The following is a 13744-nucleotide window of genomic DNA, read 5'->3' on the forward strand; positions in this document are numbered from 1 at the left end:
GCGGGCGCAACGCCGATTTCCTGGCCGTGTTAGGATCGCGCCGAACCCGTCAATCGGCGGGAACCAGTGGCAATCTACAGGAACGATCTTGAGCTTCACCTTCCAACTCGTGCGCGACGACGAGGGCGGCCCGGCCGCCGTGGTCTTCGAAGACAGCAGCAGCCCCGGCCTGGTCCCGGTCTGGGAAGCCGCCGGCGTCTACGACGCGCTGTACAACAGCGACGGCCGCATGGCGCGCGACGTCTCGCGCGCCATCGCCTACGGCCTCGACCAGCTGAACGAGAACGCCGCGCTGGGCAGCCTGCTGCCGCCGGGCGTCTCGATGACCGAGGCGATCCGCTTCCTCGACAACGTCAGCCGTGGCTGCACCATCCACGGCGTGGCGCGCATCCAGACGCGCTGACGACGAATCCGTGCGCTTGTCACAAGAGGTTACGACGGCGCTATGGTGTTCAAGTGCAAGGGCTTGTACCATGTGAGCGTTTTGCTCGACAACGAAAGCCTCTTATGACCTTGCCAATCTTTTCACGTTCCATGTGCCTGGGCCTGTTCGCCATCGCCTGCGCCATCCCGGTCCATGCCGAGAGTTTCGCCTCGTCGGCCTCCAGCGCCGGCTCTGCGTCGTCGGCCAGCATTTCGGATTCGATCAGCGATTCGAGCAACAGCTCGAGCGGCGACGACAAGGTGGCGGCCGGCGACTACCGCGTGATCGATATCGCGCAAGCCCCGAACAAGCCCGACACCACCCGCCTGACCCTGCGCGCCGAAGCCGGCCAGGCCCGCACCTTCTTCCTTGACGTGCCGAACCGCGCCATGGCCCAGCGCCAGGTCAATGCCGGCGACGTGGTGCGCGTGAACGAGCGCGTCTATGGCTACGAATTCGCCCATGCCGACACCCAGCGTCCGTTCTTCCTGGCGCTGCAGGACGACTGGCAGCGCGACCTGGCGTCGCGCAAAGTCGTCATCTGATGCGGCTGCGCAGGGCGACCGCCGCGCTGGCGCTCGGCCTCTGCGCCAGCAGCGCCGCGTGGGCTGGCCTGCCGACCTTCTGCGAGCGCGAGAGCGACATCACCGCGCTCGAACAGGACCGCGTGCTGCGCTTTGCCGGCGTGGTCCGGCAAGAACTCGAACGCTCGGGCGGCAAGGTCGCCCTGATTTCCCGCGCCGGTGTGGACCTGAGCCGCTTCGGCCTGCTGTATTCGCATGCCGGCGTCGCCCTGCGCGACGATGCCGACGGCGCCTGGGCGGTGCGCCAGCTGTACTACGCCTGCGACGACGCCCGTCCGCACCTGTTCGACCAGGGCATCTCGGGCTTCGCGCTCGGCGCCGATGCGCCATCCAGCGGCCATGTGTCGCTGCTGCTCCTGCCCGAGCAGGACAGCGCGCAGCTCGAACGCGCCGCGCGCGACAAGCGGCTGGCGCTGGCGCTGCTGGCAGGGAAGTACAGCGCCAACGCCTATGCTTTCGGCACCGATTACCAGAACTGCAACCAGTGGGTGGCCGAACTGCTGGCGGGCGCCTGGGGCGGCGTATCGGGACACGGCGCAGGGCAGGCAGGACAGGTGCGCGAGCGGGCGCAGGACTGGCTGCGCGCGCAGGGCTACGTCGCCGGGCCGGTCAGGGTGCCGGGACACTTGCTGATGTTCGCCGGGCAGTTCGTGCCGCTGGTGCACGTCAACGACCATCCGGTGGACGACCTGCACGCCCTCGCGCTGCAGGTGAGCGTGCCGGCCTCGATCGAAGCCTTCGTGCGCCAGCGCGCGCCGCAGACGCAACGCGTGGAGATCTGCCACGACGAGGGCCGCATCGTCGTGCGGCGCGGCTGGGAGCCGCTTGGCGCGGCGTGCGAGCCGGGGCCGGACGACGAAGTGACCGTCCTCGCCAACTGAGCGTTTCGCGATACGCCCTTGGGCGGCGTCAGGCCGCCAGCAGCTTCTCGATATCGCCCTTCAGTTCTTCCGGCTTGGTGGCCGGCGCGTAGCGCTTGACCACGGCGCCTTCCTTGTTCACCAGGAACTTGGTGAAGTTCCACTTGATTCCCTCGGTGCCCAGCACGCCCGGCGCCTCGCCCTTCAGGAAACGGAACAGCGGGTGGGCGTCGTCGCCATTGACGTCGATCTTGGCGAACATCGGGAAGGTGACGCCGTAGTTCTTTTCGCAGAAGGCGCCGATCTCGGCCTCGCTGCCCGGCTCCTGGCGGCCGAACTGGTTGCACGGGAAGCCGAGCACCACCAGGCCCTGGTCCGCATAGCGTTGCTGCAGTTCCTCCAGGCCCTGGTATTGCGGGGTGAAGCCGCAGGCGCTGGCGGTATTGACGATCAGGAGCGCCTTGCCGCGATAGCGTGCCAGGTCGACCGGCTGGCCGTCGAGAGCGGTGGCGTTGAAATCGTAGGCGGTCATGGCGTTCTCCTTGTGGTTGAATCGCCAAGTTTACGCGAAGGCGGCGCGACGTGCACGGCATCCCGACGCGACCTTCCGGCACGAATCATGGCGGTGACTTTTATTGCGTCTTAGCATTTCTTAACGTATTTTGGGCACAGCGCGTGCGACAATTACGCTCGTCCAATTGTCCAGCATCCCGGGTTGTCATGCCACGTCACCGTTCTTCCGTCTTGCTGCTCGCGCCGATCGTGGCGGGCACGCTGCTCGCCCCTGCCAGCGCCAGCGTCCAGCAGCCTCCCGCGGTCCCCGCACCTGCCGCGCCTGCGCCAGCTACCCCCGTACCGGAAGCCGAGGTTCCGGTCCAGTCGACGGTCTCGGTCAGCGCGGTACGCTCGTCGAACCGCATCGACCGCCAGGCCTATGACGTCAAGAGCGATTCTGCCGCCACCAACGACACCATCGCCGATACCCTGAACAAGGTGCCGTCGGTCGCGGTCGACCCGGACGGCAACGTGACCCTGCGTGGCCGCAGCAATGTGCAGATCCTCATCGACGGCAAGCCGTCCGCCATGATGCAGGGCGAGAACCGCGCCGCCGCCCTGGGCGCGCTGCCGGCCGCCGACCTCGAGTCGGTGGAGGTGATCAACAATCCCGGCGCGCAGTTCGGCAACGAGGGCGGCGGCGGGCCGATCATCAACCTGGTGATGCGGCGCGAGCGCACGCCGGGCAGCTTCGGCGTGGTCAACGCCAACGCCGGCGCCGAGGGCCGCTTCAATGCCTCGACCTTCGGCAGCTACACGGGCGGACGCCTGAGCGTGCAGGGCGCGCTGTTCGGCCGCCGCGACAGCCGCGGCTCGACCGGCGAGACGACGCGCGACCGCATCGATCCGGCCACCGGCGCCGTGGCCAGCAGCGTGCAGACCTCGACCAGCGAGAACGACACCGAGTCGGCCGGCTTCAACGGCTCCCTCAACTACAACCTGGGCGAGAAGGACGTGGTGTCGCTCAAGGCCAGCTTCAACGCCAACCGCCAGGATGGCCTGTCGTCCGAGCGCTACCGTGGCACCGACGCATCCGGGGCGGTCGAGAGCGACTACCTGCGCTCGACCGTGCGCGACACCGACAACCGCAGCTACAGCCTGGGCGCGAGCCTCGACCACAAGGGCGAGCTGCCGGGAGAGATCTTCAAGACCGACCTGCGCCTGTCCGGCACCCGGGGCGAGGGCGACACCCGTTACGCCAGCGACTACACGGTGCGTCCGATCAATTCGTCCGATCCGCTGACCCGCCAGGACAACCTGAACGAGACCCGCATCATCGACCTCACCGGCGATTACGAGCGTCCGGGTGAGGCCGGCGTGCTCAAGCTGGGCTACAAGGTCATCCGCAACAGCAGCGTGATCGACACCCGCTTCCTCGACGTCGATCCGGGCACGCTGTTCGAAACCGTGAACCCGGCGCGCACCAACCGCTTCGAGCTGGTCGACACCACGCTGGCGCTGTACGGCACCTACCAGATGCGCCTGGGCGAGAAGTGGGGCGTGCTGGGCGGCCTGCGCACCGAATACACCGATCTGGACATGGACCAGGTCACGACCGGGATCAAGGCCGGCAACCACTACCTGGAAGCGATCCCCAGCGCCTTCCTTACCTATGACCTGTCCGATAGCACGGCGCTGCGCCTGAGCTATGCGCACCGCATCCGCCGTCCGGGCGCCTCGGACCTGAATCCCTTCGTGATCTACCGCGACGAAACGAACGTCTCGTCGGGCAATCCCGAGCTGATGCCGACCGAGTCCGACTCGCTCGAGCTGGGCGTCGAGACCAAGCTTGGCAACGTCGAGACCAATGTGCGCCTGTATGCGCGCCGCGACACCGACCTGATCTCGGAGCGCCGCTACTTCATTTCGGACACCGTGCTGCTGACCACGCGCGAGAACGCGGGCACCAGCCGCTCGGGCGGACTGGAATTCACCTTCAGCGGTCGCGCCACGTCCAAGCTGACGATCAATGCCAGCGGCAATATCGGCTATTCGGAGCAATCGGTGCTGGGCAGCGTGAACGACGACAAGCGCAGCGCGACCTCGATCGCCGGCCGCGCGCGCTTTAATTACCAGTTCAATCCGGCCAACAGCCTGCAGCTGGTGCTCAATGCCCAGGGCAAGACGCTGTTCGGCGAGGGTTATCGCCAGCCGACCCGCACCGCGGACCTGAACTACCGGCACAACCTGAGCCAGGCCCTGAGCCTGGTCGTCAACGTCAACGACGTCTTCGATTCGCAGAAGTCGGAGTCGATCACCGAAACCGACAGCCTGCGCGAATACAGCCTGCGCCGCCAGGACGGGCGCCTGGTCTACGTCGGCCTGTCGTACCGCTTCGGCACCTTTGGCGGCGGACGCGGCCCGCGTGGCCCGGGCGGGCCGGGCTTCGGTCCACCGGGCGGCGGCATGGGGCCGCGGTAAATACAGCCCGTCAGTACAGGCGATATGCCGGATGAATAATTCCGGCAAAGCGGCTTTCGGCGCAACAAGCTGTGACAGAATACGGGGACTTTTGTCCACTGCGTTCCCGATCCCATGCTCCGACCAACGCTCATCGCGCTGACCCTCGCTGCGCTGCCGGCCGCCGCCCAAGTCAGCCCGCCATCCGACCCGCCGCCGGTCAGCCCGGATGCCATGCAGAAGGTCGAGGTCAAGGCGGACGCCAACAGCTACGACCCGCGGCGTGACGACACCGCCAGCCGCATCGTGGTCTCGAACGAAGAGATCAAGCGCTACGGCGACACCTCCGTGCTCGACGTCTTCAAGCGCCTGCCCGGCATCACCGTCGGCGGTGGCGGCGGCCGCGGGGCGGGCGAAATCCGCATGCGCGGCCTGGGCAGCGGCTATACGCAGATCCTGATCAATGGCGAGCGGGCCCCGGCCGGCTTCGACATCGACCAGCTGTCGCCCGACGTCATCGAACGGATCGAGATCCTGCGCGCGGCCAGCGCCGAGTTTTCGACCCAGTCGATCGCCGGCACCATCAACATCGTGCTCAAGCGGGTGGTGCGAAAGGCGCAGCGCGAACTGCGGGTCGGCTACGGCAAGAGCGAGGACGCCAGCAACCCGAGCGCGAGCCTGAACATGTCGGACCGTCTCGACGCGCTGTCGTACTCGCTCGGCGCCAGCGTCTGGCGCTTCAACTTCGACCGTCCGCAACCGTACGAGGAAACGCAGATCGATCCGCAAGGCCGCCTGACGCAGCTGCGCCGCACCGAGCAGAACGACAGCGGCAGCCCGAAGGGCTTCAACCTCACGCCACGCCTGAACTGGACGCTCGAGAACGGCGACACGGTCAGCTGGCAGACGATGGTCTCGTACAATCGCAACGACTACCAGGGCAATGCGGTGACCACGACCGAGCTTGGCGCGCCGCCGCCGTACGACGTGCGCGACATGAACAACGAGGGCAACCACACGATGCTGCGCACGGACGTGAACTGGGTGCACAACCTGGAAGAGGGGGCGAAGCTCGACCTCAAGCTCGGCGCCAACGGCATGCGCAATCGCGGCGACTGGCGCGAATTTGACTACAACCTGGATCGCTTGGCGCGCGACTCCACCGTCCTGAGCGCGACCGACGAACGCGGGCTGACGCTGGTCGGCAAGTACACGACGCCGTGGAAGAAGGACCATGCCTTGTCGATGGGCTGGGATGCCGGCTACACGCAGCGCGAGGACGAGCGCGGCGAAATCGAGGTGTTGCCGCTGGCCGGGCGCGAGCTGATATCGAACGAAGAGTATGACGCCACCATCAAGCGCCTGGCGCTGTACATCCAGGACGAGTGGAACGTGAGCAAGCAGTGGTCGATGTATGCGGGCCTGCGCTGGGAAGGACTGGAGACGACCAGCGAGGGCAATACGTTCGAGACCAGCACCAACCGCGCCAGCGTGTTCTCGCCGCTGGCCCAGACCCTGTACAAGATTCCGGACAGCCGCGACCAGGTGCGCCTGGCGCTGACCCGCACCTTCAAGGCGCCGTCCGCGAGCAACCTGATCCCGCGCCGCTTCACGACGCCGAACAACAGCCAGACCGAACCCGACTACCGCGGCAATCCGGACCTGCAGCCGGAACTGGCGACCGGCATCGACGCCGCCTACGAGCACTGGTGGGCCGAGAAGGCGCTGCTGAGCGCCAGCGTGTCGGTGCGCCGCATCGAGGACTACACGCGCCAGGGCCTGATCCTGGAAGACGGCCGCTGGATCCAGACCCCGGTCAACGACGGCGACGCGCTCACGCGCAGCCTGGAACTGGAGGCGAAGTTCCCGCTGTCGGCAGTCATGGAAGACGTGCCGGAGATCGACCTGCGTGCGAGCGTGTCGCGCAACTGGTCCGAGGTGGACGCGGTGCCGGGCCCTGATAACCGCCTGGACCAGCAGGTGCCGTTGTCGGCGACGCTGGGGATCGACTACAAGACCCGCGACGGCAAGCTCAGTACCGGCGCCAGCTTCGCGTTCAAGGACGGCGGCCCGGTGCGGGTCAATGTGGAGCAGTCGCGCTACCAGAGCGTGCGGCGCGATCTGGACGTATATGCGTTGTGGAAGTTCAATCCGAAGTACCAGCTGCGGCTGGCCGCGTCGAACCTGCTGCGCCAGGATGGGGTGTCGGATTCACGCTATACCGATGAATTCGGGACGCTGCGCAGGACCAGTTTCAGTGAAGGACACACGATGGCGCGGGTGACGCTGGAGTCGCGGTTCTAAGCTGGCTGGCCGACGGCGGCATTATTCGTTCGCTGGCCTCAAAACGTCGTTCCCGCGAAGGCGGGAACCTAAGCCTTCAGCGCATCCGCTCGAGCAAATATCGGTGGGGATGCATGTACACTTGGGTTCCCGCCTGCGCGGGAACGACGTGTGGGAGGTGGTGGTGATTGCCGAGGGTCGCAGTATGCCGGTCGTCAGATCAACCCCAGCTTCTCCGTCCCACTCGAAAAATCGCGGTTCTTCGCGTGCTTGCTATTGAGCTTGATGTTCAAGCGCAGGTCATTCACCGAATCCGCATTGCGCAGCGCATCCTCATAAGTGATCTTGTCCGCCTCATACAGGTCGAACAGCGCCTGATCGAAAGTCTGCATCCCCAGCTCGCGCGACTTCTTCATGATCTCCTTGATCTCGTGCACCTCGCCCTTGAAGATCAGGTCAGAGATCAAGGGAGAGTTCAGCAGGATCTCGATCGCCACCACGCGCCCCTTGGCTTCCTTCTTAGGAATCAGCCGCTGCGAGATCAGGCCCTTGAGGTTCAGCGACAGGTCCATCAGCAGCTGCTGTCTGCGCTCTTCAGGGAAGAAGTTGATGATGCGGTCAAGCGCCTGGTTGGCGCTGTTGGCGTGCAGGGTGGCCAGGCACAGGTGGCCGGTTTCGGCGAAGGCGATCGCGTGTTCCATCGTCTCGCGGTCGCGGATTTCGCCGATCTGGATCACGTCCGGCGCCTGGCGCAGCGAATTCTTCAGCGCCGCTTCGAAGCTGTCGGTATCGACGCCCACTTCGCGCTGCGTGATCACGCAGTTGCGGTGCGGGTGGACGAATTCCACCGGGTCCTCGACCGTGATGATGTGGCCGTAGCTGTTCTCGTTGCGGTAGCCGACCATCGCCGCCAGCGTGGTCGATTTGCCCGAGCCCGTGGCGCCGACCATGATCACCAGGCCGCGCTTGGTCATCACGACGTCCTTGAGCGTGTCGGGCAGGGCGAGGTCTTCGAACTTCGGGATCGCGGTGGTGATCACGCGCAGCACCATGCCCACGCAACCCATCTGCATGAAGCTTGATACGCGGAAGCGCCCCAGGTCGCCCGGCGTGATCGCGAAGTTCGCTTCGCGCGTGAGCTCGAAGCCGGCCGCCTGCTTGTCGTTCATGATCGCGCGCGCCAGGTCGGCCGTGTGGCTGGCGGTGAGCGCCTGGCTCGACACCGGCGTCATGCGGCCGTCGATCTTGATCGCCGGCGGGAAGCCCGCCGTGATGAACAGGTCGGAACCGCCCTTGCTGACCATCAGGCGCAGCAGGTCGAACATGAACTTGGATGCCTGGTCGCGTTCCATCTGGATGATCCTTAGCCGAGGAAGTTTTCCGGGATCTTGGCCGCGGCGCGCGCGGCGCCGGTCGAGATCACGTTACGGCGCACCAGCTCCGTCAGGTTCTGGTCCAGCGTCTGCATGCCGGCATTGCTGCCGGTCTGGATGGCAGAGTACATCTGGGCGATCTTGGCTTCGCGGATCAGGTTGCGGATCGCCGGGGTGCCGATCATGATTTCGTGCGCCGCCACGCGGCCCGAGCCGTCCTTGGTCTTGAGCAGCGTCTGCGAGATCACGGCCTGCAGCGATTCGGACAGCATCGCGCGCACCATCTCCTTCTCTTCGGCCGGGAACACGTCGACGATACGGTCGATGGTCTTGGCGGCCGACGAGGTGTGCAGGGTGCCGAACACCAAGTGACCCGTCTCGGCCGCCGACAGCGCCAGGCGGATGGTTTCCAGGTCGCGCAATTCGCCGACCAGGATCGCGTCCGGGTCTTCGCGCAGCGCCGAACGCAGCGCGTTGTTGAACGACAGCGTGTGCGGGCCGACTTCGCGCTGGTTGATCAGGCACTTCTTGGACTCGTGCACGAACTCGATCGGGTCTTCGATGGTGAGGATGTGGCCGTACTCGTTCTCGTTCAGGTGGTTCACCATCGCCGCCAGCGTGGTCGATTTACCAGAGCCGGTCGGGCCGGTCACCAGCACCAGGCCGCGCGGCTTCATGGCCAGGTCGGCGAAGATCTTCGGGGCGTTCAGCTCTTCGAGGGTCAGGATCTTGGACGGAATCGTGCGCAGCACGGCCGACGCGCCGCGCTCCTGGTTGAAGGCGTTGACGCGGAAGCGCGCAAGACCAGGGATCGCGAACGAGAAGTCGCACTCGAGCACTTCTTCGTACTGCTTGCGCTGGCCGTCGTTCATGATGTCATAGATCATGCCGTGCACGTCCTTGTGCTCGAGCGGCGGCAGGTTAATGCGGCGCACGTCGCCATGCACGCGGATCATCGGCGGCAGGCCGGCCGACAGGTGCAAGTCTGAAGCCTTGTTCTTGACCGAGAAGGCGAGTAATTCCGAAATGTCCATTTATAATCCCTGTGGCTCGAGGTGCGCCTTTGTCATCATCGCGGCTCGAAAAATATTTCCTATAGAAAATCATTATGTCCACAATCGCCGCCAACTTGCAAGCTGTCGAAGCGACAATCGGGGAGGCTGTGCAAGCCGCTGGACGCGCCCGGGACGAGGTGCAATTGCTCGCTGTTTCCAAGACATTTCCTGCTCAAGCGGTGCTGGATGCGATGGCGTCCGGACAACGTGCGTTCGGCGAAAATTATCTGCAAGAAGCGCTCGACAAGATCGCGAACGTCGCGCAGACGCAACCCGATGCGCTGGTCGAATGGCATTTCATCGGCCCCATCCAGAGCAACAAGACGCGCCCGATCGCGGCCAGCTTCCACTGGGTGCACACGGTCGAGCGCCTTAAGATCGCCCAGCGCCTGTCCGAACAGCGCCCGCCCGAACTCGGGCCTTTGAATATCTGCCTGCAAGTGAACATCAGCGGCGAGGCCAGCAAGAGCGGCGCATCCGAGGCTGAATTGCCGGAACTGGCGCGCGCCGTGGCGCAGTTGCCGAACCTGCGCCTGCGCGGCTTGATGGCGATCCCCGAACGCGCGACCGAACCCGAGCAGCAGCGCGCCGCCTTTGCCCGCCTGCGCAAGCTGCACGACGCGCTGCGCGCCGACGGCCTGGCGCTCGATACGCTGTCGATGGGCATGTCGGGCGACATGGCGGCGGCGATCGCGGAAGGCGCGACCATCGTGCGCATCGGCAGCGCCATCTTTGGCGCACGCAATTACGACTAACAGGAAAACACATGAAGATCACGTTCATTGGTGGCGGCAATATGGCAGCCGCGCTCATCTCGGGCATCGTCCGCCAGGCGGGTTCGGGCGCGAACATCCACGTCGTCGACCGTAACCCCGAAGCGCTGGAGCGCCTGTCGCAACAGTACGGTGTGCGCACCGCGACGGCGATCGACGAACAGGTCGGGGAAAGCGAAGTCGTGGTGCTCGCGATCAAGCCGCAGCAGATGCGCGAAGTCGCGGCCGAGCTGGCGCCGCTGTTGAACCGCCAGCTGGTGCTGTCGATCGCCGCCGGCATCCGCAGCAGCGATCTGTCGCGCTGGCTCGGCGGCTACGACGCGATCGTGCGCACGATGCCGAACACGCCGGCGCTGATCGGCATGGGCGTGACTGGCCTTGTTGCGCAGACGGGCGTGAGCGAGGCCCAGCGCGCGCAGGCCGACACGGTGATGCGCGCGGTCGGCAAGACCGTGTGGCTGGATGACGAGGCGCAGATCGATCCGGTGACGGCGGTGTCGGGCAGCGGTCCGGCCTATGTGTTCTTCTTCCTGGAAGCGATGCAGGAGGCGGCACTGCAAATGGGCTTGAACGCGGAGCAGGGCAGGGAGCTGGCGCTGGCCACTTTCACCGGCGCGGCGCAGCTGGCGGCGCAGTCGGATGAGCCGGTCGAGGTGCTGCGGCAGCGGGTGACCTCGAAGGGTGGGACTACGCATGCGGCGATCAGTAGCATGGAGGCGGCTGGCGTCAAGGAAGCCATTGTCGCGGCGATGAAGGCGGCGGCGGCGCGTGGGCGTGAGCTGGGTGAGGAATTGGGTAGCAACTGAGCGCGGCTGGCAAAACTGTTCAGCATATCGCAAACGGATGAGCGAGTGCCCCATATGATTCGACGGTGCACGCGGAGCAGTTGCAGAAGCGCCTCGTGGATACGCTGCCAAACACCAACCTGCATCCATTCGTGAATGTTGACGCCAAATATATTATGCGACTGCCGCATCCGGCTTCACACGGCAGGTAGTCACAGAGACTCCGGTAATGAGACAAGCATGACCACGCTCAGGTTGCGCGAACATTGATACGTGGCGCCTCCCTTTGGACGATCAGCTGGAGGCAAAGAGATGATCTACCATGCGTGGCCAAAAGGTCTTCGGGAAGAAGTACTTAAGCCACGGCATCAGTTCTTCTGCAAAGCGCCGCAATTTTAATGCTCGGACTGAGCATGGGTACGTCCGCTATCGACCCTAAGCAGTCATTGCATCTGCACGCTGGACTGTAATATAAGTTTGGTAGTGGCACCCATAATTGGTTGAAGCACTGAACTCGACTTCAAATGTCTTGAGGAATCTCCTCTCCGGTCAGATCTTTGTATCGTGCTTCGCAGGCAATTTGCGCGATTACCATTCCTCGAAGACAACCGTGCATTACTTCATAGATACCGTCAACAATTATGTGGGGCGAGTCGAGCCCTTCATTCTCCGCGCGCGTCAGCAGAAGGGCAGCCTCAAACTTCGACGCAGTTCGGAAGACCAGCGTCCACGTCAGCGCCTCCTTCAAATCGATTTTCCAATGCGGAACGGTGACGGCGTGCTCCATTGCTCGCCGCATCCGGTTGGCTGCGTGTTCTAGGAGTGACCGCTTCATAAAGCTGTTCTTGCCGCCGAAACGGCTGTACTCAACGATCGCGTTCACATTCAACGCAAAAATGTGAGTAGCGAGGACAAGGTTCGCCTGCTCCATGTTTTCAGCAGTTTCTGCTTCCCTACGCTGCTCCTGATGATCGATTCTGATGATCATGAGCGAAGCCAGAATTGCAGCGATTTGAAGCAGCTGCCTGCGCCAATCCGATTACAATGAAGATGCTGAGGACAAGGCTTATAGCCAGCCAGTGTTTTAGAATGGCCGCGCGTGTCCTGCGCAATAGGCTGCCATCACTGCCCCTCCCGGTTTGCTAATTTTGCAAGTCTACCCGAAGTGCACGCTGCAAGAAATTCCACTGCTCCTCGGAATCTCCGGCAGCCCTTAGAAGAAGTTTATGCAGGATAGCAGACGGTTTTCACGGTTCAGTGTAGTCGGATGTTTCCTATTTAGCCACTAGAGGGTTTTGTTAGGCGCTCTAAGCCGCGCAGCAAGCGTCAACGATAATATAGGCGTGATCTAGACGCAGACCTGCGGCAGGTCTCCCCACGTGGGCGGCCGGCATCGGTGGCAGCACGGTCCGCTTTCGTCTAGCATGTTTATCTCTGAAATATTTCGCGTTCCGCTTCGGACTGAACAGTGTTCCATAACCTCCATTGCTCCGCCTCGGCGTGGAACGCTTCCCGATTGACGGTGCGCGGGCGCCACAGGGCTGCTTGTACGTCAGCAGAGCGGCCGAAGACATATCGATGCGCATGCTCCACCGTAAACCTCTGTATTTGCATAGCAAAATCGAGCGACACAGTTGTCCCTCGTGGCAGCCGCTGTCGAGCCCCGACTTGCGTAAATAAGAGGTGAGTGGGACTCAATGGCATAAAGATATCTGTGCCGTGACTGTTCCATCCGCCACCGAAGTCGTAGTTCTGCGCATCATGATAGTTTAGCCGCACAACAGGGCTGTCGCTGGTGAGCCACTCGACCTCTGGAGGGCTGCGAAGAATCGTCCAGCGATGTTGGTGAAGGACGTCGAGGGACTTCGTTAGCACATGCTTCAGGCTCCAGAGCCAAAGGCTGCGGCCTATCGATGCTTCAACACGGAGTAAGCCAGACTCTTCGCCCGGTTGAATCTCAACCATAGTACGAACTGGAAACAGCTCGTCACCTGCTTTCCGCCCCTCGAATGCAATTGGAGTTCCAGTTCGTTTCGCCTCCTCCAGCTCATGGACGGCGTCACTCATGACCTTGTTGATAAGGGATGGCAGGTTCTCCTGCCAGTCCTTCATTCGCTCCAGCAGTCTGGCAGGCGTCCGAGCATCCTGCGCGGCTAAAAACCTGATTAGGCGAGCCCATTCGTCGGGACTAAGTCTTTGATCGGTTACCGCGTGCTGAAGAGCGCTGCCCGCTGGAGACTCGAACATTGAATCGAACCATCTCTCGATGTCGTCACTTTCGCCACTCGCTGCCATTTGCGTGTAGAGGTGCTGGTGAAATCCAAGGCTTTTGGGCGAGCGTGCTTTCCACAGGCTTGATCTCGCGTGAGGTACTAGGATCCGGTACGACCAGACGTTGCCGTGAGCGTCTGCCCAACGCTTCAGGTAGCTGTGGGGAACGTAATGATTATCTCGTTTAATCAATGAAATCCCGTAATCGGACTAGTTTGACAAGAAAAGAATCTCAGACTCAGTCAAGAGTATTCGTGGGCACAAGCGAACGTCCGCTTCTGGCCAGTTCGGCCGTGTAGTGTATAGCGACTGTCGACCCGTTGCGGTCACTCAGCGTTCAGTTCGAACGTTTCGGCGAACTCGGCTTTTGAGTCGGCAATT

At 63.4% G+C, this 13744-nt stretch carries 12 protein-coding genes; 7 read left to right on the forward strand and 5 right to left on the reverse strand.

Going from position 1 to position 13744, the window contains the following annotated elements:
- The first annotated feature begins 88 nt into the window (after positions 1-88).
- The 3 genes from KY496_RS23055 to KY496_RS23065 all read left to right on the forward strand — a co-directional run bounded on the left by KY496_RS23055 (position 89) and on the right by KY496_RS23065 (position 1889).
- Positions 89-403 (forward strand): hypothetical protein, encoded by a 315-nt coding sequence (locus KY496_RS23055; protein ID WP_005668043.1) that lies wholly within the window; start codon positions 89-91, stop codon positions 401-403.
- A gap of 104 nt (positions 404-507) precedes the next feature.
- Positions 508-969 (forward strand): hypothetical protein, encoded by a 462-nt coding sequence (locus tag KY496_RS23060; RefSeq protein WP_051205124.1) that lies wholly within the window; start codon positions 508-510, stop codon positions 967-969.
- A complete protein-coding gene (locus KY496_RS23065; RefSeq protein ID WP_219862623.1) occupies positions 969-1889 on the forward strand; it encodes a DUF2145 domain-containing protein in 921 nt (306 codons plus the stop codon). Before KY496_RS23060 ends, KY496_RS23065 begins: the two co-directional genes overlap by 1 nt.
- A 28-nt stretch (positions 1890-1917) precedes the next feature.
- Here the strand turns inward: KY496_RS23065 and KY496_RS23070 are convergent, their stop codons facing one another.
- Positions 1918-2400: a glutathione peroxidase gene (locus KY496_RS23070; RefSeq protein ID WP_005668047.1), complete on the reverse strand. Its 483-nt coding sequence runs from the start codon at positions 2398-2400 to the stop codon at positions 1918-1920.
- 188 nt (positions 2401-2588) lie between these two features.
- Between KY496_RS23070 and KY496_RS23075 the strand changes: the two genes are divergently transcribed.
- Both KY496_RS23075 and KY496_RS23080 read left to right on the forward strand, forming a co-directional pair.
- Positions 2589-4844: a TonB-dependent receptor domain-containing protein gene (locus tag KY496_RS23075; protein WP_005668048.1), complete on the forward strand. Its 2256-nt coding sequence runs from the start codon at positions 2589-2591 to the stop codon at positions 4842-4844.
- A gap of 114 nt (positions 4845-4958) precedes the next feature.
- Positions 4959-7127 (forward strand): TonB-dependent siderophore receptor, encoded by a 2169-nt coding sequence (locus KY496_RS23080; RefSeq protein ID WP_005668049.1) that lies wholly within the window; start codon positions 4959-4961, stop codon positions 7125-7127.
- A 194-nt stretch (positions 7128-7321) separates the two neighbouring features.
- Here KY496_RS23080 and KY496_RS23085 read toward each other — a convergent pair whose 3' ends face one another.
- Together KY496_RS23085 and KY496_RS23090 are read right to left on the reverse strand one after the other, a co-directional pair.
- Positions 7322-8458, reverse strand: a complete 1137-nt coding sequence (locus KY496_RS23085) for a PilT/PilU family type 4a pilus ATPase (protein WP_005668051.1) — start codon at positions 8456-8458, stop codon at positions 7322-7324.
- A gap of 11 nt (positions 8459-8469) precedes the next feature.
- Entirely contained in the window at positions 8470-9513 is a 1044-nt protein-coding gene (locus tag KY496_RS23090; RefSeq protein ID WP_005668052.1) for a type IV pilus twitching motility protein PilT, read from the reverse strand.
- A 74-nt stretch (positions 9514-9587) separates the two neighbouring features.
- Between KY496_RS23090 and KY496_RS23095 the strand changes: the two genes are divergently transcribed.
- Both KY496_RS23095 and proC read left to right on the forward strand, forming a co-directional pair.
- Complete coding sequence (locus KY496_RS23095) at positions 9588-10289, forward strand: YggS family pyridoxal phosphate-dependent enzyme (RefSeq protein ID WP_040776914.1); 702 nt, start codon at positions 9588-9590, stop codon at positions 10287-10289.
- An 11-nt stretch (positions 10290-10300) separates the two neighbouring features.
- Positions 10301-11113: a pyrroline-5-carboxylate reductase gene (gene proC, locus KY496_RS23100; protein ID WP_005668054.1), complete on the forward strand. Its 813-nt coding sequence runs from the start codon at positions 10301-10303 to the stop codon at positions 11111-11113.
- Positions 11114-11612: 499 nt separating this feature from the next.
- Here proC and KY496_RS23105 read toward each other — a convergent pair whose 3' ends face one another.
- Both KY496_RS23105 and KY496_RS23110 read right to left on the reverse strand, forming a co-directional pair.
- On the reverse strand, positions 11613-12080 hold the full coding sequence (locus KY496_RS23105) for a hypothetical protein (RefSeq protein ID WP_040776918.1): 468 nt from the start codon (positions 12078-12080) through the stop codon (positions 11613-11615).
- A gap of 440 nt (positions 12081-12520) precedes the next feature.
- Positions 12521-13555 (reverse strand): DUF4238 domain-containing protein, encoded by a 1035-nt coding sequence (locus KY496_RS23110; RefSeq protein WP_219862625.1) that lies wholly within the window; start codon positions 13553-13555, stop codon positions 12521-12523.
- Between the last annotated feature and the right edge of the window lie 189 nt (positions 13556-13744).

It is taken from the genome of Massilia sp. NP310 (assembly GCF_019443485.1).
Lineage (GTDB): Bacteria > Pseudomonadota > Gammaproteobacteria > Burkholderiales > Burkholderiaceae_D > Telluria > Telluria timonae.